The organism is Candidatus Pantoea bituminis (genome assembly GCF_018842675.1).
GTDB classification, from domain to species: domain Bacteria; phylum Pseudomonadota; class Gammaproteobacteria; order Enterobacterales; family Enterobacteriaceae; genus Pantoea; species Pantoea phytostimulans.
The window spans coordinates 1,311,264-1,330,815 of the sequence record NZ_JAGTWO010000004.1 but is presented as its reverse complement, the minus strand read 5'-3'; the positions used below and the strand labels follow the sequence as shown (position 1 = coordinate 1,330,815).

Below are 19,552 nucleotides of genomic sequence, written 5' to 3'. Positions count from 1 at the left end.
AATACTATAACCCCCAAAGCTGACATTTAGGATATTGAGATGAATTTAATAAGAGATGATAAGGAAGAAAATAGTAAATATCTTAGCTTACCTCTATTATTTGGTTTCATGTTAATAGCATTTATTCTGTTTGCATTACGCAGGCCAGATATTATTATGCATGCTCAGCCATGGGCTGAAGATGGTAGGGTATGGATGGCTGGGATCTATAATAATGGGTTTTGGGCATTTCTTATACTGCCCCAAAATGGCTATTATCAGACTATCTCACGCTTAACGTATGGAATTTCAATTTTTTTTGGCTTTCTTATGCAGCCTTGTCTGCAAATGTAATTGCTGTACTCCTTCGATGCTTTTTAATAGGATTCATTCTTTCAAAGAGAATGAATTTCATTGAGATAAAATATCGATTCGCATTAGCATTAGCATTAGCATTTTATATTATCTTGATGCCTAACGTTGCGGAGGGGTTTGTAAACATTATTAGTTCACATTGGAGTAACTTTAAGAGCGAGTTATTGTGCGCAATTTCAGGTAACAGGCAGAGCATTGCCGCAATGTGATCCGTCCAGTTAGCTAAGAGCGGGAGATATTGCGGCAATTTTTTTTGCCCCACGCATGCCCCATACAGTTTAATTCTTTAAATTTTCGGATGTTACAACCCAGGAAGACACATGATTGATTCTAGTGCAAAGAGTTCGAGGGAACTTTATACTACAGTGGCAGTATTCATAATTTCCTTAATTATCATGGTATTGCGCAGACCAGACATAATCAATCATGCCCAGCCTTGGGCTGAGGATGGTAAAATTTGGCTTGCTGGAATTTATAATAATGGCTTCTGGTCATCTTTGATACTTCCACAGAATGGGTATTATCAAACAATATCTCGCCTGACTTATGGAGTATCCATACTGTTTGGTGTTAGCAACGCTGCATTAGTTTCCAACATCATTGCAATATCAATCCGCTGCTTTCTCATCTGCTTCTTAATTTCAAAAAGAATGTCTTTCATTGATATAAAGTTTCGCATTGCTGCTGCACTTTATCTTATATTGATGCCTAATATATCAGAGGGGTTTGTTAACATAACAAACATTCACTGGTATCTGTCAATGTATTTAATGACTATAGTTTTGGCAAACAACCCAAATAACACCTCTTCAAAAATTCATGATTTCGTTATTTTAATTATAAGCGGCTTGAGTGGACCTTTCGTTGTGTTTATTGCTCCTTGTCTTCTACTTAAGAGGTTGCATGAGCGTGGAAATGTCTTTGAAGCCGTAAAAAAAATAAATTTTTTTGATGCAATAATGGCGACATGCTGCATTATTCAGGTAGTAGCTATACTTGGAGCTCCAGATACAGCGCGATCATCCGCGCCACTTGGTGCATCTTTAGGCGTGTTGATTAAAATTATTTCTTATAGAATAATTGGCGGAACCTTTACAAAAAACGACATAGTGTCTTTCATGCCAGAAGATAAACATCTTTGCGCTTTACTATTCGTTATTTTTTCCATTCCTTTTCTCTATTTCCTAATTAGAGGAGGTTGGCGCTTCAGGGCGGCTGCAATATTTCCTGTTATGATGTTTGGGTTCGCATTAGCAAAGCCAATGATGAGTATAACCGACCCGCAGTGGCCTGTGTTCTTCGGCCCAGGGAATGGGGAAAGGTATTTTTTCGTGACTAACTTCGCTTTCTTCTGCTTCATTCTATTCATTGTTAGCAAAATAACGAAGGGACAAGACATTGTTTTTAGTGCATTGTTAGCAATAGCTTTGATAGGTTCTTCACAGGATTTCAGGATGAATAAACTACCAGATGTAGGATATCAGGACGATTTGAAGAAGTTGCAATCAGCTGAGGTGGGCGATCACGTCACCCTTAGAATTAACCCGCCTGGCTGGACGATGATGTTGATTAAGAAATAAAGAATTGGCCATCACTTGATGGCCTATATTCTCTATTCGCCAGACAACTCAAACTGGCAGGAGAAGACATTTATGTTAGGTCCAGAAACATTCCTGATATAAAACTTAGCGGATGTTGCAGTGCTTCCACTAGAGGCATATGAAAGTAAATAGTCCGCGCTGACATTTATCGGTGTAGCTCTTCCCCATGCTGGCGCTTCCGCAAAGACATCGGCGGGAATTGTAACAGTAAAAGATCCATTCGGTTCCGCCACCGTCGACACCGTCACTGCTGTTCTGAATCTTCCCTGCTTTACGAACGCACCTGATGGGGTGGTGTAGGAAGAGTCGGTTGCAGCTCCTCGATGAATGTTGCCTTGATATTGCGATAATGGGAAATAGCTTAAATCACTAAATCTGGTAGTCATATCTCTCAAAGTATTGCCAGTGAACACCCAGTAAGAAATTGTAGTTCCTGACCCCTAGATAAATGAGCCAAATCCGCTCGCGTTATTTCCTATCACCATCCCCTCAATTCCTGAAGTCACGATAATGCATGCCTTTGTGCTTATTCCAGTACTAAGCATGTTACCGTAAAATGAGTTGCCATTAATCTGAGGGTTGTCACCTGTGACTGTTAATGCATTCCCGGCCACGCTTAACCAGTTGTTTGACAACACAAGGTTATCAATTACGGCTGTGATAGCTACTCCTGTCCCAAGAATAATATCAATAACACTATTTGTGATAGTTGCTAGCAAGCCAGCAGCAAGGTTGGCCGCCGCTGTACAAGCGATAATCACATTGGTATCTTTCAATGTATTTATTGACTATTGTTATTGCAAAGGAAGCGGAAACAACCTCACAAAAGATACATGATTTCATTCTTCTGATAGTAAGCGGTTTAAGTGGCCCATTTGTTGTTTTTATCGCACCATGCTTGCTTATAAAAAGAATTTCTAATCGAGGCGGTATTGTTGACGCGATTCGCCAAATTAATTTATTTGACTTGACAATGGCTGTATATTGCATTTTTCAGGTAGTTGCTATTCTTACAACCTCAGAAGCCACAAGTCCTAATTCATCTTTGGGATATCACTTTGGTTAATTAGCGGACATAATATCCTGTCGTATTATTCATGGTTCTTTTATGCCATTTGAAATGGCAAGAATTATGGCATCTCACGGAAATATTAACGTTGTTATTTTTTATAATTGTTTGCATTATTTTGATTTTTTTAAGTACGGCTGTAGGATAAAAACGCTAGTCTTATTTCCAGTTTTAATGATCGGCTTTGCTCTTGCTCGTCCAGTAAATGTAATGGATCAACCTCAATGGCCTCTTATATTCAATACAGAGAGTGGAGGAAAGTATTTCCATGTCACAAATATTGCTTTAGCATGTTTAGCTATTTCTTTGATTTCTGTTTTACCAAAATATAAAAATTTTACTCTTTAGGCTGGTTTTATTATTTTCTTGTTGCTAACACCAAAATATTTTCGCCTTCCTAACCTTCCAGAAGTAGGGTATATAAATGATATACAAAGATTTGAGAAGGTTGCCATAGGACAAAAGATGGACATTAAAATATTACCTCTTGGCTGGACTATGACGCTTCAAAAGAAAGAGTAATTAAGCCACCTAGAGTGGATTAAGTACTGTTCTATTATTCAATACGCTTGGATTAGTTATAACAACTAATATTTTTATATATAATTTTGGTGAGTGATTAAATGCTATTTAACTCAACACCTTTCATTTTTGCATTCCTTCCACGCTCACTAATAATTTATTTTTCGCTCAATCAGTTTAATTTTTATAGAGTCGGAAAGTTGTGGCTCTGTATTGCAAGTTTTTTCTATGGCTACTGGGATATTTCATATTTACCGCTCCTTATCTTCTCCATAATAATAAATTTCATGCTTGGTAATTTTGCTTCACCCTATAGAAAAATAAGCAGCAGTAAAAAACAATACTCTCCACTGGAATAGCATTAAATCTGCTAGCACTTGTTTATTATAAATACACGATTTTTTATTGCTCATATGTCATTTGCCAACTATGGTGACATATTCCAGAGAGTCTCCCTCTGTTGCCTCACCCTCTTCAATGATGATGGCCTGATTCATAAATCTGCCGATCCCCGCTTCACCCAAAAAGTTATACGCGACCTTATCACCTACTTTGACCGATAGCGCCCGATAAACGAGCACGAAGCCTTCATCGCTTTCGATCAGCAACGTAGCCGTCGGATAATCACTAACAGCTGGTTAAGGTCGAGCCAAGACTCATTTTAGTCCTGTGCAGGTGATACAAATCCCATATCTACCTCACATAGTACATGTTGCGTAACGGGAAGGATTTAAGTGAAGCGGTTGATGTGGAAGGAAATTTATCTGAATGAAGCCGCAGCGAGTATCTACGTTTTAATCACTCACCCCGTAAGTCTGCTGAGACAGAAGTGGAACACTACTTTCCCCTTCGCCGGCGCTTTTTTCCATTCCAAAATGATGTCTTATCAATTTTCCTGCACTATCTTGATCGGCTTCCAACTAGATGTCAGAATTATCTCACCTCACTTATCGGTAAAAAATATGGTTAAGCTTTTTACAAGGCACGTTAGCACTGGAATGGTTAACCAATTGATTAATTTGATTATTTATCCAAACCTTGTTGAAAACAGACAATCTCAGCCGCTTTCAAACTCCATGGCTCTATATGTAGCTGTAATGTTCTCTTTTTTTGCAAATGCACACTGGACATTCAGTAGTCAAGTAATAACCATTTTATATATGATGTATGTATGCTTCATAGGTACAGTTGCTGTCATGCCTGGCTCCTACGCTGACTGTCTTAAATTTTAACCTGTAACTCTTGTTGTCTTTTCAACAAGCGGTCTGGTTTGCGGCTTCCTTTATTCTAAGTATATAATTTTAAGTGTAAGAAAAATGAAGATATCTTTGATTGTCCCTGTCTTCAATGAGGAAGACACGGTGCCCATTTTTTATCAAACGGTACGGCATGAGCTGGCCGAATACGAAGTCGAAATATTATTTATTAATGATGGTAGCAAAGACGCGACAGAAGCAATCATTAACGCTCTATCATTAAATGATCCACTCGTAAAACAACTATCATTCACGCGTAACTTTGGCAAGGAGCCGGCCCTTTTTGCTGGTCTTGAACACGCTTCTGGTGAGGCCATCATCCCGATTGATGTTGACCTTCAAGACCCAATTGAAGTTATTTCCAAACTTATCGACCGATGGCAGAAAGGGGCGGATGTAGTCCTAGCTAAAAGAATTGACCGAGGAACTGATGGTCATTTGAAGCGTAAATCGGCGGAGTGGTTTTACAGGTTGCATAATAAAATTAGCTCACCGAAAATTGAAGAGAATGTTGGTGATTTTAGGCTAATGTCTCGCAATATAGTTGAAAAAATTAAGCTAATGCCCGAGAAAAATCTTTTCATGAAAGGCATATTGTCTTGGGTTGGAGGGAAGATAGATGTCGTTGAATATACGCGCGCGCAAAGAGTAGCAGGTCATACGAAATTTAATGGATGGAAGCTATGGAATCTTGCGCTTGAAGGCATCACATCCTTTTCTACGTTTCCTCTTCGTGTTTGGACATATATTGGATTCTTTACAGCTGCATCATCCTTCTTATATGGCTCATGGATGATTATTAATAAAATAATTTTTGGCAATTCTGTTGCTGGTTATTCATCCATACTTGCTTCGATTCTTTTTTTAGGTGGAGTGCAATTAATTGGCATAGGAGTATTGGGTGAGTATATTGGCAGAATTTACTTAGAAACTAAAAAAAGGCCTCGCTATATTTTGAAAAATAATAGGAACAAAAATGTTTGAAATCTTAAAAAGGCGAGCATTGATGATTATGCTTTTGGGAAGCCTCATGGTTTCGTACTTAATGCATGCCTCATGGAATCATTTAAATGCTTTTAATGAAAAAAATACGATATAAAGAATGACTCGACTATGAAATTTTTCATCGATGAATGTACCTTTAATGACAACAAGATTTTTGTTCGTGGATGGGTATTTAACAATACATACCCTGTAAAAGGACATCTAATTATAAATGTAAAAATAAATAATAAAGAGTATGTCATCCCTTCGAAGACAACCACTCGTCCGGATGTAAGTACTGCTTTCAAGTTAAACAATGAACGCGCAAGATATGGTTTTTATGGCGCCTTATCTTTATCAGACACTAGCATAAAAAAACCCACTATAACGCTAAATATCATAAACAAAGATGTTATTTCGAAGGATGAATATGTTTGCCACTAAAAATAAAAACATATCGACAGATATGTATCTAATAGCATTTATTATTTCATTATTAATCTTAGTTTCTCTAGGGTTAACTATGAGACCAGATCAAGATGATCAATACTTTAAACATGCCTTGGATAATAAATCATTTTTTGAATTTTTCAGCTTTAGATACCTAAAATGGTCTGGTAGATATGCTATTGAAGCATTGCTATTATTAACAATAAATTACGATTGGTTCTGGAAATTAATGATCCCTATGTGCATATTATTATGCGCTTATTCAATATGGTCACTTACGCTTAGAAAAAGCATTAGCTCTATTAAAGGCATTTCATTAGCCTTAGGTCTCATCATGATCATGTCACCATCAGTAGCCAATGACTCTATGTGGTGGATTACTGGAGCATATAACTATCTACTACCCGTATCAATGGGATTATACGCAGTTGACATACTACTCAGACAAAAACAAACAGGACTTTACCAAAAGACTTTATCTTTAATAGCATTATTTATAGCTTGCAGCACTGAACAACCTGCATTATGTATTGTTATAGCTTCAATTCTATTCATAATCTCTACTAGAACTTATACAACTTTCAGCTTTATCTTTTTTCTTTCTCGCTATTTTTTTCTGCCATCTTATTTCTAAGCCCTGGCAACCATATCCGTTACATTATTGAAGCGTATCACTACATGCCTGAAATTCAAGGTTATAGTTTTTTTCAAAAGGTTAGCTTAGGCATGGATAGAGTGCAGGCTCACATCAAAGATAGAACGAACTTCTTATTGTTTTCTGCATCATTTACGTGTTTATTTAAAGCAATTATGCACAAAAAACCATTTGGCTTTCAAGACATTATAGCTTTTAGCACACTTTGCCTTTTTAACGCATTCTTTTTAGTGACGAATAACCCAAGCGACGTATTCCATAAATACTTTTCTGCTATATTCACTATAGAACCTAATAACTGGAATGAAATTTCAATATATACATCTTATTTTTTCTCATTAGCATCTATTGCCTCCATGCTTTGGTTTTGTTTAGAGAAAAACATTGAGAGCTACATTGGCTTTGTTTTTTTATCGTTATCTTTATTAGTAACAGTAGCTGTAGGGGTTTCTCCGACAGTCTATGCTTCAGAACAAAGAATATTATTTCTTTTTGATATAAGTCTTGTAGCATTCACATGCAGCATGCTAAGAAACTCTTTAACCTTGAAATATTAAATCTAGCCCGCTCTATGCGGGCTCGTCTAATACAAGAACCATCAAAAAAATTTGATAGTTCTTGTTTGACACCATGTCAATAAACTACAATTCAGTTACATAATTTCACTTTCCCACAGGATTTGCAATGCAAAGTCTCGAACACGACCGTTTTATTGAAACTTTAAAAACCCTTGAGGGTAAACATGTGGCTTTTTTTCCAAAATCAGGTAATGCTGGCGATGGATTTATAGCATATGCAACTTACACCTTATTCGAAAAATATAACATCTCATACACATCATACTCTCAGGATGAAAAGGTTGATGATAAAATTGTTATCATTGGTGGAGGTGGAAATCTCATTGAAGGTAAATATGAAGACGTTGCAAAAATCATTTGGCGGCACAGAAAAAACGAAAGAATAATTTTGCTTCCACACACAGTAGTTGGTTACAAAGAAATAATTGCAGAAACGCATAATAATCTAGAAATTTTCTGCCGTGAGCCTGTTTCCTATGAATTGATTTTACTAAACGGAGCTAACGAAAATAAAACTCATTTATCGCATGATGTAACATTTTACCTCGATGATGAACATTTTTCTGAGCTTTTCGAGAAAGGCGAAGGCGTTCTCTTTGCGTTAAGAACCGATGGTGAATCATCTAAAAATATTGCAATTAGCGATGAAAATATTGACTTATCTTTGTCCTGGAACGGAGATTACTGGAAGAACCCTAAATTCTGTTATTATGCTACTCTTAGCATGGCATCTTATATACAGTCATATGAAAGTGTTTTAACTGACAGGCTCCATATATCTATTCTTTCCGCTTTTCTTAAAAAGAATGTCATAATGATGCCAAATGACTATTATAAAAACCAGGCAATATATGAACATTCAATGAAAGCTAGATTTTTAAATTTGAAGTTCATTAACTCTTCATCAAGCTTAGCAAATGATACTAATTCCTTTAAGCACTCTTTGAAAGAGTGTGGCGAAGATTCTCAGACAATAAAAAATCAGCAAGAAGAGATTGATCGCCTAACTGAAGTTCTGAAAGACTCGCAAGCTAGCTTGGCTGAGCAAATGGCACTGCGTGAAAACTCTGAACGCAAGCTTCAAATAAAACTTAATGACTGGGAAGAACAGTTCGAAGCAGCTGAGATAAATCACTCAGCCAATGAAGCAAGAATCAGAGCAGAGTTAGGCGGTCAACTCGTTCACAAAACAAACCTAGGACAAATTTTACAAAACACCCCGAATGAACTTGAAATAAACAACTTGAGAAAAGAGCTTGAAATATCAAACGGAAGACTGTCCGAAATATTCGGTTCAACAACATGGAAGTTAATGACAAAAATTAATATTATTGCGTCCAAATTGCCTAAGTTTGTTCGGAAAACATTTCGCAAAACCTTTAAATAACTTAGGTATAACTTATATGAATCAGAAAATCACATTAAATTCAACGTCAAGCAACAATTCTTCTAATGATGAAGAGTCGATAGCGGTTAAGAGAATATCCAAATTAAGAATTTTTTCTGAGCAGCTATATAAAAATATGCACCCTGATGTTGCTGCAGCTAACATCAGCCCGAGCTGGCATGCAGTAAATTTTGGTGCTATTGAGGGCCGGACTTTATTTAAAAGAGAGCAGATAGCACGCGTACTGGGAATCCTTTCTAACCTTGATGAAAAAGCACTCGATCATCCCGAGCTTGTTTTAAACTCAAGCGAGCATGCCCAAGCTTTTACAGATTTTTCAAAAAAATACCCTAAGGCTGACATATTTGTTAGCTCGTTAGGCAACATTTTTATGCAGGAACTTGCTCTAGATTTAGCAGTTGTTCTCAAAAGAGCTGGGGTAGATGTTCAAGTAAGGGACGAAAATTATGAAGTCCAGCTTAGAAGTCAACTTTCTATATTTGTTGCTCCCCATGAATTTTTTGCTTTAGGTCGCGGTGTGATATGGATGACTGAAGATGTTTTAAGGACATCTTACGTTTGGAATACTGAACAAATGCAAACTCAATGGTTTGCTAAAAGCATATCATCTATTCTTTCCGCTAAAGGTGTTTTTGATATTTCCCCTCAAGCTGCACAACTTTTTAATAACGCTGAAATACCAAGCATGCATCTTGAGCCAGGCGCGGAAATCAGAAATAACTGGTTGATTGAGAAAGATATTTTTCACCCTCTTGTTAGAATTCTTCCCCCTGAAGCTAAATCACTTAATTTTCAGGTTGATAGCTGGGATAATAGGCCTATTGATATTTCTTTCTTTGGCAGCGAGAGCCCAAGAAGAGAAACTTTCTTTAGCAAAAATGCATCATTTTTTGCCCAATACCCTTCTTTCATCTATTACCGCAGAGGTCGCTATGGGCCGATCCGGGCGCGATTCGACGATCAATCTTTGACACGTATTGCCGGCCATCTCTCAGGGGTTTCCAAAATATCGCTTAATGTGCACAGGGACGAGTTTTCTTATTTTGAGTGGCACAGGATGGTTAGACAGGGAATGAGTTCTGGAGCTCTAGTTGTATCAGATCACTGCCTACCTCACCCGCACTTAAAGCCAAATGTGCATTTTTTCCATGATGAACTAAAGCATCTTCCTAATCTGATAGATTGGTTATTGAAAGCAGAAGATGGCAAAGAAATGGCAAAAAAGTAATTGGCCAAGCTACAGATATGCTGACCAATCCAAGCAGTGATTCCTACAGAACAGCACAAATTGTAAAATTCATAACAACGGTAGAAAGCGGAGATTATCATGAATAAAATCAATTCTCGGCTTGTAAACTTCGATGTTATATATGAAAAAATCAATAGAAAGCATGCTCACGTTGAAGGCATTACTGTGGCTGTAAGCTTATTTAATTATGAAAAGTTTGTTGCTGAATGTTTAGATTCAATACATGCACAAATTCATAAGTATATTGAAATTATTGTTATTGACGATTGTTCAACTAAAGATGACTCTGTTGGTGCCGTCAAAAAATGGATGGAAATACATAACAACAGATTTGCTCGCGCATCACTAATTAAGCATTCAAGAAACCAAGGGTTGGCTGAAGCAAGAAATACAGCGTTTGATTACTCTCGCACAGATCTTGTTTTCGTGATAGATGCAGATAATATGATCTATCCTCGCGCACTCGGGCGGCTTTATGACGTCATGAGAAATAGAGAATTTGATGCGGCTTACACTCAGCATGAACACTTCGGGGATGTTACTAGATTAGGTCACTCTGAAGTATGGAATAAAAGACATTTTGTACATGGTAACTATGTTGATGCCATGGCACTCATATCCAAACGTTCCTGGGCGCAGGTTCAGGGATATACTCATATGGAGGGGGATGGGAAGATTATGATTTCTGGTGCAAGTTCGTTGACGCTGGTATGACTGCGGCTTATGTTCCAGAAATATTATGTCGCTATAGGGTTCATGGTATCTCTATGCTTAGACAAGATACCGCACCAGCGACTAAAAGGCTTATGATAGAAATGATAATGCGTCACCCTTGGTTAAAGCTGGATACAGACTTTTAAATAAGCCTATATAGTAGATAAATGTCATTTTGTTTGTAAATTAGCCCTCGCCTGAGGGCTAAAGCTAAATTTTAATTATCGTCTATCACTCCAAAGGCATTTTAACCGGATCATCATAAATATATTCAAAACCCAGCTCGCTACAGATGCGCGTGCCATCAATGAGTTTGCCGCTGTCTTGGCCTTCAGTCGGCAAGAACTGGGGTGGCTCAAGTCCTAGCTGCTTTGAAACGCTGGGGTAAAATTCTGCGCGGGTAGGATGTTTTGGCGCGGAAAGGTTAAACACTCGGCCACCTTTTGGGGTTTGCAACAGCAGCATAATGGCCTCTACTACATCGTCCAGATGGACCAAATTCACGCCTTGTGAACCATTTGGGACATCTTTTTTACCGGCCAGGAAACGGCCAGGATGGCGTTTAGGTCCAACTAGTCCTGACAACCGTAAGATGTCCACGCTGGTGCCCGGCAAGTTATGCAGCCAGTTTTCCAATTCCACCAGCGTTTTTCCTGCCACCGTTTCTGGCTGAAGTGGGCTGTTTTCGCGCATCACGCCGGAAGCATTGCCATAGACCGATGTAGAGCTGGTGAAGATAATGCGTGGGACGTTATACACCAGTGCGCTGTCCACCACGTTTTGTACCGCCTGCAGATATTTCTCGCCACCTTCGGCAGTTCGGCTGGCGGGCAAAGTCACCACCAGCGCATCCACATTTAACAGCGGCTCAAGATCTTCAGCCTCACAGATCATTTCTGGCGTGAGCTCAAGTTGAAAAGCTTCAATGCCGCAGCGCCGTGCCGCGTCGATGCCATCCGGTGTGGTTTTGCTGCCAGTCACTTGCCAGCCGCGTGCCGTTAACGCCATCGCCAGCGGCATGCCTAGCCATCCCAAACCTATTATTGCGACCTTCTTCATATCTGACTCCTGGCTTTGCGCATCAAGATGTTATTCATACTAGTGCTGAGGCGCATTGCAAACCAGCCCAAATGAGTTTCGGTGCTTTCTGAAATGAATCTGAAGGTAACGCTAAAAAAGGGTTGCCAATCGAGTTCATCCTGGTTAGGTTAATTAGCACATAAATGAATACTCATTCATCAACGGAATTTATATGACACGCGTTCAGTTTAACCACCATCATCACCATCATCCTGACTAGTCTTTCAGGCGATGTGTGCTGGGAGACTGTTAAGATCTTCCAGTGGTGTGAACGCAAGAGAACCCCGGAAGATCGTCTTCCGGGGGTTTTTTATGGGCTGACGCAACCGAAACATTCAGGACAGGATTAAGAGGACAGGAACCATGTTAGATAACACCCGTTTACGCATAGCTATGCAGAAATCTGGCCGTTTGAGTGATGATTCACGCGAACTGCTGGCGCGCTGTGGCATTAAAATCAACCTTCAGCAGCAGCGCCTGATTGCGTTTGCGGAGAATATGCCTATCGACATTCTGCGCGTGCGCGATGACGATATTCCTGGCCTGGTGATGGATGGCGTGGTCGACCTCGGTATTATTGGCGAAAACGTGCTGGAAGAAGAACTGCTGACCCGCCGCGCGCAAGGCGAAGATCCACGCTACTTTACACTGCGTCGCCTGGATTTTGGCGGTTGTCGCCTGTCACTGGCGATGTCGGTAGATGATGAATATACCGGCCCGCAATGCTTGCACAACTCGCGTATCGCCACCTCTTATCCTCACCTGCTAAAAAAATACCTCGATCAAAAAAATGTGAGTTTTAAGACCTGCATGCTGAATGGTTCCGTTGAAGTTGCGCCTCGCGCTGGCCTGGCGGACGCCATTTGTGATTTGGTTTCAACCGGTGCCACGTTAGAAGCCAACGGCCTGCGTGAAGTCGAAGTGATCTATCGTTCGAAAGCCGTCCTGATTCAGCGTGACGGCGAGATGCCAGGTGCGAAACAGGAACTGATCGACAAGCTGATGACGCGTATTCAGGGCGTCATTAAAGCGCGTGAGTCGAAATACATCATGATGCACGCACCCAGCGATCGTCTGGAAGAAGTGATCAAACTGCTGCCTGGTGCCGAGCGTCCTACCGTTCTGCCCTTAGCCGGCGATCAATCTCGCGTGGCGATGCACATGGTCAGCAGCGAAACCCTGTTCTGGGAAACCATGGAAAAATTGAAAGCGTTGGGTGCCAGCTCAATTTTAGTGCTGCCGATTGAGAAGATGATGGAGTAAGCCATGGCCTTTGCAACCCCAATCAACTGGCAGCAATGTAACGCGGAGCAGCAGCAGGCGCTGCTGATGCGTCCGGCAATCGCCGCCTCAGAAAGCATCACTCAAACCGTTCGCGACGTGCTTGATCAGGTTAAAACCAACGGTGATGAAGCGTTGCGCACTTTTAGCGCGCGCTTCGATAAGGCGCAGGTTGAAAACTTGCGCGTCACGCCGCAGCAAATTGAAGAGGCCAGCGCCAGATTAAGCGACACGCTGAAACAGGCGATGGCTGTTGCGGTGAACAATATTGAAACCTTTCACAATGCGCAGATCCTCGCGCCAGTCGATATTGAAACGCAGCCCGGCGTGCGCTGCCAGCAAATTACGCGTCCGGTAAAATCGGTTGGTTTGTATATTCCCGGTGGTTCCGCGCCGTTGTTCTCCACCGTGCTGATGTTGGCAACGCCAGCGCGTATTGCGGGTTGTGGTCGTGTGGTGCTTTGCTCCCCACCGCCAATTGCTGATGAGATCCTCTATGCTGCGAAGCTGTGTGGCGTAGAAGAGGTGTTCCAGGTTGGCGGTTCACAAGCCATTGCTGCCCTCGCCTTTGGCACTGAAACCGTGCCGCGCGTCGACAAAATTTTTGGGCCCGGCAACGCTTACGTTACCGAAGCCAAACGTCAAGTGAGCCAGCGTTTAGATGGCGCGGCAATTGATATGCCTGCCGGCCCATCGGAAGTGCTGGTGATTGCTGATGAAGGCGCAACGCCAGCGTTTGTCGCCTCTGATCTGTTGTCACAAGCGGAACACGGACCCGATTCACAGGTCATTTTGTTGACGCCTTCTTTAGCCCTGGCTGAAGGTGTCGCCGAGGCAGTAGAACAACAACTGGCGCAACTGCCGCGTGCGGCGACTGCTCGCCAGGCATTGGAAAGCAGCCGTTTGATTGTGGCGCGTGATATCGCGCAATGCGTGGAAATCTCCAATGCCTATGGCCCTGAGCATCTGATCATTCAAACGCGCCAGCCGCGTGAACTTGTGGATTCCATTACCAGTGCAGGTTCGGTTTTCCTCGGTGACTGGTCGCCAGAGTCTGCAGGTGATTACGCTTCAGGCACCAATCACGTTTTGCCAACCTATGGTTATACCGCGACCTGTTCCAGCCTGGGACTGGCGGATTTTCAGAAACGTATGACGGTACAAGAGCTGACGCCACAAGGTTTCATGAACCTTGCCGCTACCATCGAAACCCTGGCCGCTGCTGAACAGTTAGATGCCCATAAAAATGCCGTTACCCTGCGCGTTGCCGCACTGAAGGAGCAAGCATGAGCATGAATATTGAAGATTTGGCGCGCGAAAACGTACGTGCTTTGACGCCCTATCAGTCGGCGCGTCGCTTGGGTGGTCAGGGCGATGTGTGGCTCAACGCCAACGAGTTTCCGCTGCCGGTGCCGTTTGAGCTTTCGCAGCAGACACTGAATCGTTATCCAGAATGCCAGCCAAAATTAGTGATTGAACGCTACGCAGCCTATGCCGGATTGCAGCCTGAGAATGTGTTGGCAAGCCGTGGTGCAGATGAAGGCATTGAACTGCTGATGCGCGCCTTTTGCGAACCCGGTAAAGACGCAATTCTGTTTTGTCCTCCCACCTATGGCATGTACAGCGTCAGCGCCGAAACCATCGGCATTGAGTATCGCACCGTTCCGGCGCTGGATAACTGGCAACTGAATTTACCCGCGATTGCCGACAAGTTGGAAGGCGTGAAGGTTGTCTATCTTTGTAGTCCGAACAATCCTACCGGCAACCTGATCAACCCGGATGATATTCGCCAGCTGCTGGATATGACCGCCGGTAAAGCGCTATTGGTAGCAGATGAAGCCTATATTGAGTTCTGCCCGGAAGCGACGCTGACCGGTTGGCTGAAAGATTATCCACATTTAGTTGTGCTGCGCACTCTGTCGAAAGCCTTTGCGCTAGCGGGTTTACGCTGCGGCTTTACGCTGGCAAACAAGCCGGTTATCGATCTGCTGTTGAAAGTGATTGCGCCCTATCCACTGGCCACGCCGGTGGCAGATGTAGCGGCTCAGGCATTGAGCGAGCAAGGCATTACATTGATGCGCGAACACGTTGCCCAGTTAAACGACAACCGCAGCTGGCTGCTAACGCAGCTCGCTCAGTGCGCCTGCGTCGAGCAAACTTTTGCCAGTGACACCAACTACGTGCTGGCGCGCTTCACTGATTCGCCAACGGTATTCAAAACGCTGTGGGATCAGGGCATTATCTTGCGTGACCAAAACAAAAATCCGGGCCTGTCGGGATGCCTGCGCATTTCCATCGGCACGCGTGAAGAGTGCGAGCGAGTGATCGCCGCGCTGCAAGCTTTATCTGTGGAGCAAGCATGAGCCAGAAGACCCTTTTTATTGACCGCGACGGCACCATTATTTCTGAACCGCCTGCCGATTTTCAGGTGGATCGCATGGACAAGTTGGCATTTGAACCCAACGTGATCCCCACTTTGCTGGCGCTGCAAACCGCCGGTTATCGTCTGGTGATGATCACCAATCAGGATGGTTTAGGCACGTCGAGTTTCCCGCAGGCGGATTTCGATGGCCCGCACAATCTGATGATGCAAATCCTGACATCGCAAGGCATTCAATTTGATGATGTGCTGATCTGCCCGCACATGCCGGATGACAACTGCGATTGCCGCAAGCCAAAAACCAAAATGGTTGATGCGTGGCTGGCTGAAGGCGCCATTGATGTAGCCAACAGCTATGTGATTGGCGATCGCCTGACTGATGTTCAGCTCGCGGAGAACATGGGTATTGAGGCAATCCGCTATGGCGCCGAAGGTGAAGACTGGCGCGCCATTGAGCAGCGTTTGACTAAGCGTGACCGCTACGCGTTGGTGAACCGCAACACCAAAGAAACCCAAGTCAAAGTAGAAGTCTGGTTAGACCGCGAAGGCAGCAGCAAGATCAACACTGGCGTCGGTTTCTTCGACCACATGTTGGATCAGATTGCGGTGCATGGTGGCTTCCGCATGAATATCGAAGTGAAAGGCGACCTCTACATTGACGATCACCACACGGTTGAAGATACCGGCCTGGCGCTAGGCGAAGCGCTGTTAAAAGCGTTGGGCGACAAGCGTGGCATTGGCCGTTTCGGCTTTGTTTTGCCGATGGATGAATGCCTGGCGCGCTGTGCATTAGACATCTCTGGCCGCCCACACATTGAGTTCAAAGCTGAATTCAATTATCAACGAGTTGGCGATCTCAGCACCGAAATGGTTGAGCACTTCTTCAGCTCGCTTTCTTACAGCATGATGAGCACGCTGCACCTGAAAACCAAAGGTAAAAACGATCATCATCGCGTTGAAAGTCTGTTTAAAGCCTTTGGCCGCACGCTGCGCCAGGCGATTCGCGTGGATGGCAACACCCTTCCGAGTTCCAAAGGAGTGCTGTGATGAATGTGGTGATCCTTGATACCGGCTGCGCCAATCTTTCTTCGGTGAAATGGGCGGTTGAACGCCTGGGTTATACGCCGATTGTTAGCCGCGATTCTGACGTGGTACTGCGTGCCGACAAGTTGTTTTTACCGGGCGTTGGCACCGCCAAAGCGGCAATGGGTCAGCTTGAAGAGCGTGACCTTATCGAGCTAATCAAAGCCTGTACTCAACCGGTGCTGGGCATTTGTCTCGGCATGCAGTTGCTGGGGCGCGGCAGTGATGAGAACGGCGGGGTTCCAACGCTGGGCATTGTTGACGAACCGGTTTCGCTGATGGATACGCAAGGTTTGCCGCTGCCGCACATGGGCTGGAACCAGATCACCGCGCAAGCGGGTAATCATCTGTTCCGTGGCATTGACGAAGGCAGCTACTTCTACTTTGTCCATAGCTATGCCATGCCGGTTAACGCCAGCACCATCGCGCAATGCCATTACGGTTTACCGTTCACGGCGGCGCTGCAAAAAGATAACTTCTTCGGCGTGCAGTTCCACCCAGAACGCTCTGGCAAAGCGGGCGCGCAGTTGCTGAAAAACTTCCTGGAGATGTGATGATTATCCCCGCGTTAGATTTAATTGACGGCAAAGTGGTTCGCCTGCATCAGGGTGATTATGGTCAGCAGCGTGATTACGGCAGCGATCCGCTCCCGCGTTTGCAGGAATACGCTAGCCAAGGCGCAGCGGTGTTGCATTTAGTGGATTTAACCGGTGCAAAAGATCCGGCAAAACGCCAGATTCCCCTGCTGAAAACCTTGTTGAATGGCGTTGATGCCATCGTGCAGGTCGGTGGTGGTATTCGCACCCGCGAAGATGTCAAAGCCCTGCTGGATGCGGGTGCAAGCCGTGTGGTAGTCGGTTCCACGGCGGTGAGAGAGCCAGCAGAAGTGAAACAGTGGTTTAAAGAGTTTGGCGCTGAGGCCATTGTGTTGGCATTAGACGTGCGCATTGACACGAATAATCGCAAAGAAGTGGCGATCAGCGGATGGCAAGAAGCCGCCGGCGTGACGCTGGAAGATGTCATTGAACAATTCCAGCCCGTTGGCCTGAAGCATGTATTGTGTACCGATATTTCGCGTGACGGCACGCTAACCGGCTCCAACGTGGCGCTTTATCAGGAAGTGACTGCGCGCTATCCAGAGATTGCATTTCAATCATCTGGCGGCATCGGCGAACTGAGCGACATCGCCGCGCTCCGCGGCAGCGGTGTGCAGGGCGTGATCGTTGGACGCGCATTGTTGGAAGGCAAATTCACAGTTTCGGAGGCAATCTCATGCTGGCAAAACGGATAATTCCTTGTCTCGATGTACGTGACGGTCAGGTCGTCAAAGGCGTTCAGTTCCGTAATCACGAAATCATTGGTGATATCGTGCCGCTGGCGCAGCGTTACGCTGAAGAAGGCGCAGACGAACTGGTGTTTTACGATATTACAGCATCATCCGATGGTCGTGTGGTGGATAAAAGCTGGGTATCACGCGTTGCTGAAGTGATCGATATTCCGTTCTGCGTGGCGGGCGGTATCAAATCTGCCGAAGATGCGGCGCGCATTCTGGAATTCGGCGCTGACAAGATTTCCATTAACTCGCCCGCGCTGGCCGATCCTTCCTTAATCACCCGCCTTGCTGACCGCTTTGGTGTGCAGTGTATTGTGGTGGGCATTGATACCTGGTTTGATGAAAGCACCGGTAAATATCACGTCAATCAATATACCGGCGACGAATCCCGCACCCGTGTTACCACATGGGAAACGCTGGATTGGGTGCAGGAAGTGCAGAAACTCGGCGCGGGCGAAATCGTGTTAAACATGATGAACCAGGATGGCGTGCGTAACGGCTATGATCTGGTGCAGCTGAAAAAAGTGCGTGAAGTTTGTAAAGTACCAATGATCGCTTCTGGCGGCGCGGGCACTATGCAGCATTTCCTTGAGGCCTTTGAACAGGCCAACGTCGATGGCGCACTGGCCGCGTCGGTGTTTCACAAACAGATTATCAATATTGGTGAGCTGAAAAGCTTTCTGATCGACAACGGTGTGGAGATTCGCGCGTGTTAACTGTTCAACAACTGGCCCAACTTGATTGGGACAAAACGCAAGGCATGATGCCGGTAATCGTACAGCACAGCGTATCAGGCGAAGTGCTGATGCACGGTTATATGAATAAAGAAGCGCTGGCAAAAACGCTGCAAGAAGGCAACGTCACCTTTTTCTCGCGCACCAAAAATCGCTTGTGGACCAAAGGCGAAACCTCCGGCAACTTCCTGAAAACCGTGAGTATCACACCTGACTGCGATAACGATACGCTGCTGGTCTTAGCGAATCCCATTGGCCCAACCTGCCATCTCGGCACGTCAAGCTGCTTTTCACCCGCTGCGCCAGACTGGACTTTCTTGTATCAGCTGGAGCAGTTGCTGGCTTCACGTAAAAATGGTGATCCAGAAAGCTCCTACACCGCAAAACTCTACGCCAGCGGCACCAAACGCATCGCGCAAAAAGTGGGTGAAGAAGGCGTTGAAACCGCGCTGGCGGCCACCGTCAACGATCGCCATGAGCTGACCAACGAAGCGTCGGATTTGATCTATCACCTGCTGGTGTTATTGCAGGATCAGGATCTGGACTTCAGCACCATCATCGCTAACCTGCGATCTCGTCATAAGTAAATCGTGCAATATGCTGCTCAAAATTGTGGTCATATGATAATTTTGAGCAGTATTTTTCTCAAAAAATAAACCTAAAAACACTAATATTGAGCAATATACTGCTCAACAGAGGCGCGGCATGTTAACCCTGCAATTGTTTGTCGATAATCAATGGCACGATATTGCGTTTCTGGACGTCAAAGAGCCACGCAAAGGCCGTGAAAGCGCCGCCGCCCTCGCCTTCTAATTCAACTA

General features: G+C 44.1%; 23 protein-coding genes and 1 other annotated feature. Of the genes, 20 read left to right on the top strand and 3 right to left on the bottom strand.

Annotated elements, in window-relative coordinates:
* Positions 1-39 precede the first annotated feature (39 nt).
* Together KQP84_RS09885 and KQP84_RS09880 are read left to right on the top strand one after the other, a co-directional pair.
* Entirely contained in the window at positions 40-333 is a 294-nt protein-coding gene (locus tag KQP84_RS09885) for a hypothetical protein (protein ID WP_215846321.1), read from the top strand.
* A 341-nt stretch (positions 334-674) separates the two neighbouring features.
* Complete coding sequence (locus KQP84_RS09880) at positions 675-1,934, top strand: glucosyl transferase (RefSeq protein ID WP_215846319.1); 1,260 nt, start codon at positions 675-677, stop codon at positions 1,932-1,934.
* A 461-nt stretch (positions 1,935-2,395) separates the two neighbouring features.
* Here the strand turns inward: KQP84_RS09880 and KQP84_RS09875 are convergent, their stop codons facing one another.
* Positions 2,396-2,731, bottom strand: coding sequence for a hypothetical protein (locus KQP84_RS09875; protein ID WP_215846317.1), 336 nt, complete (start codon positions 2,729-2,731; stop codon positions 2,396-2,398).
* An 8-nt stretch (positions 2,732-2,739) separates the two neighbouring features.
* On the opposite strand from KQP84_RS09875, the gene KQP84_RS09870 reads away from it, so the two are divergent.
* The gene (locus tag KQP84_RS09870) at positions 2,740-3,021 is read left to right on the top strand and encodes a hypothetical protein (RefSeq protein WP_215846315.1); all 282 of its coding nucleotides are present in this window, start codon (positions 2,740-2,742) and stop codon (positions 3,019-3,021) included.
* A gap of 42 nt (positions 3,022-3,063) precedes the next feature.
* A complete protein-coding gene (locus tag KQP84_RS09865; protein WP_215846314.1) occupies positions 3,064-3,372 on the top strand; it encodes a hypothetical protein in 309 nt (102 codons plus the stop codon).
* Positions 3,373-3,962: 590 nt separating this feature from the next.
* On the opposite strand, the gene KQP84_RS09860 is transcribed toward KQP84_RS09865, so the two are convergent.
* Positions 3,963-4,154, bottom strand: coding sequence for a hypothetical protein (locus KQP84_RS09860; protein WP_215846312.1), 192 nt, complete (start codon positions 4,152-4,154; stop codon positions 3,963-3,965).
* Positions 4,155-4,292: 138 nt separating this feature from the next.
* On the opposite strand from KQP84_RS09860, the gene KQP84_RS25955 reads away from it, so the two are divergent.
* The 7 genes from KQP84_RS25955 to KQP84_RS09825 all read left to right on the top strand — a co-directional run bounded on the left by KQP84_RS25955 (position 4,293) and on the right by KQP84_RS09825 (position 10,840).
* Positions 4,293-4,778: a GtrA family protein gene (locus tag KQP84_RS25955; RefSeq protein ID WP_309140175.1), complete on the top strand. Its 486-nt coding sequence runs from the start codon at positions 4,293-4,295 to the stop codon at positions 4,776-4,778.
* A gap of 84 nt (positions 4,779-4,862) precedes the next feature.
* Positions 4,863-5,786, top strand: a complete 924-nt coding sequence (locus KQP84_RS09850) for a glycosyltransferase family 2 protein (RefSeq protein ID WP_215848243.1) — start codon at positions 4,863-4,865, stop codon at positions 5,784-5,786.
* Between the two features lie 430 nt (positions 5,787-6,216).
* The gene (locus KQP84_RS09845; RefSeq protein WP_215846310.1) at positions 6,217-6,870 is read left to right on the top strand and encodes a hypothetical protein; all 654 of its coding nucleotides are present in this window, start codon (positions 6,217-6,219) and stop codon (positions 6,868-6,870) included.
* Between the two features lie 44 nt (positions 6,871-6,914).
* Entirely contained in the window at positions 6,915-7,448 is a 534-nt protein-coding gene (locus tag KQP84_RS09840) for a hypothetical protein (RefSeq protein WP_215846309.1), read from the top strand.
* Positions 7,449-7,575: 127 nt separating this feature from the next.
* Positions 7,576-8,856, top strand: a complete 1,281-nt coding sequence (locus KQP84_RS09835) for a polysaccharide pyruvyl transferase family protein (protein ID WP_215846307.1) — start codon at positions 7,576-7,578, stop codon at positions 8,854-8,856.
* A gap of 16 nt (positions 8,857-8,872) precedes the next feature.
* The gene (locus tag KQP84_RS09830) at positions 8,873-10,105 is read left to right on the top strand and encodes a hypothetical protein (protein WP_215846306.1); all 1,233 of its coding nucleotides are present in this window, start codon (positions 8,873-8,875) and stop codon (positions 10,103-10,105) included.
* 99 nt (positions 10,106-10,204) lie between these two features.
* Positions 10,205-10,840 carry a glycosyltransferase family 2 protein gene (locus tag KQP84_RS09825; protein ID WP_215846304.1) on the top strand — a complete coding sequence of 212 codons (636 nt, stop codon included), beginning with the start codon at positions 10,205-10,207 and terminating at the stop codon, positions 10,838-10,840.
* A 231-nt stretch (positions 10,841-11,071) separates the two neighbouring features.
* Here the strand turns inward: KQP84_RS09825 and KQP84_RS09820 are convergent, their stop codons facing one another.
* Complete coding sequence (locus KQP84_RS09820) at positions 11,072-11,899, bottom strand: SDR family oxidoreductase (RefSeq protein ID WP_215846302.1); 828 nt, start codon at positions 11,897-11,899, stop codon at positions 11,072-11,074.
* A 193-nt stretch (positions 11,900-12,092) separates the two neighbouring features.
* Here KQP84_RS09820 and hisL point away from each other — a divergent pair, with 193 nt between their 5' ends.
* The 9 genes from hisL to hisIE all read left to right on the top strand — a co-directional run bounded on the left by hisL (position 12,093) and on the right by hisIE (position 19,318).
* Positions 12,093-12,140, top strand: a complete 48-nt coding sequence (gene hisL, locus KQP84_RS09815; RefSeq protein ID WP_100396937.1) for a his operon leader peptide — start codon at positions 12,093-12,095, stop codon at positions 12,138-12,140.
* Positions 12,116-12,235 (top strand) — a sequence feature (His leader region). (Overlaps the previous gene by 25 nt.)
* A gap of 48 nt (positions 12,236-12,283) precedes the next feature.
* On the top strand, positions 12,284-13,183 hold the full coding sequence (hisG, locus tag KQP84_RS09810; RefSeq protein ID WP_215846300.1) for an ATP phosphoribosyltransferase: 900 nt from the start codon (positions 12,284-12,286) through the stop codon (positions 13,181-13,183).
* Positions 13,184-13,186: 3 nt separating this feature from the next.
* Positions 13,187-14,491: a histidinol dehydrogenase gene (gene hisD / locus KQP84_RS09805; protein WP_215846298.1), complete on the top strand. Its 1,305-nt coding sequence runs from the start codon at positions 13,187-13,189 to the stop codon at positions 14,489-14,491.
* The gene (hisC, locus tag KQP84_RS09800) at positions 14,488-15,564 is read left to right on the top strand and encodes a histidinol-phosphate transaminase (protein ID WP_215846297.1); all 1,077 of its coding nucleotides are present in this window, start codon (positions 14,488-14,490) and stop codon (positions 15,562-15,564) included. Before hisD ends, hisC begins: the two co-directional genes overlap by 4 nt.
* Entirely contained in the window at positions 15,561-16,628 is a 1,068-nt protein-coding gene (gene hisB / locus KQP84_RS09795) for a bifunctional histidinol-phosphatase/imidazoleglycerol-phosphate dehydratase HisB (RefSeq protein WP_215846295.1), read from the top strand. Before hisC ends, hisB begins: the two co-directional genes overlap by 4 nt.
* Positions 16,628-17,218, top strand: coding sequence for an imidazole glycerol phosphate synthase subunit HisH (gene hisH, locus KQP84_RS09790; RefSeq protein WP_215846293.1), 591 nt, complete (start codon positions 16,628-16,630; stop codon positions 17,216-17,218). Before hisB ends, hisH begins: the two co-directional genes overlap by 1 nt.
* A complete protein-coding gene (gene hisA / locus KQP84_RS09785) occupies positions 17,218-17,955 on the top strand; it encodes a 1-(5-phosphoribosyl)-5-[(5-phosphoribosylamino)methylideneamino]imidazole-4-carboxamide isomerase (protein ID WP_215846292.1) in 738 nt (245 codons plus the stop codon). The genes hisH and hisA overlap by 1 nt, the downstream gene beginning before the upstream one ends.
* A complete protein-coding gene (gene hisF / locus KQP84_RS09780) occupies positions 17,937-18,713 on the top strand; it encodes an imidazole glycerol phosphate synthase subunit HisF (protein WP_215846291.1) in 777 nt (258 codons plus the stop codon). Before hisA ends, hisF begins: the two co-directional genes overlap by 19 nt.
* Positions 18,707-19,318: a bifunctional phosphoribosyl-AMP cyclohydrolase/phosphoribosyl-ATP diphosphatase HisIE gene (hisIE, locus tag KQP84_RS09775; protein WP_215846290.1), complete on the top strand. Its 612-nt coding sequence runs from the start codon at positions 18,707-18,709 to the stop codon at positions 19,316-19,318. The genes hisF and hisIE overlap by 7 nt, the downstream gene beginning before the upstream one ends.
* Positions 19,319-19,552 lie beyond the last annotated feature (234 nt).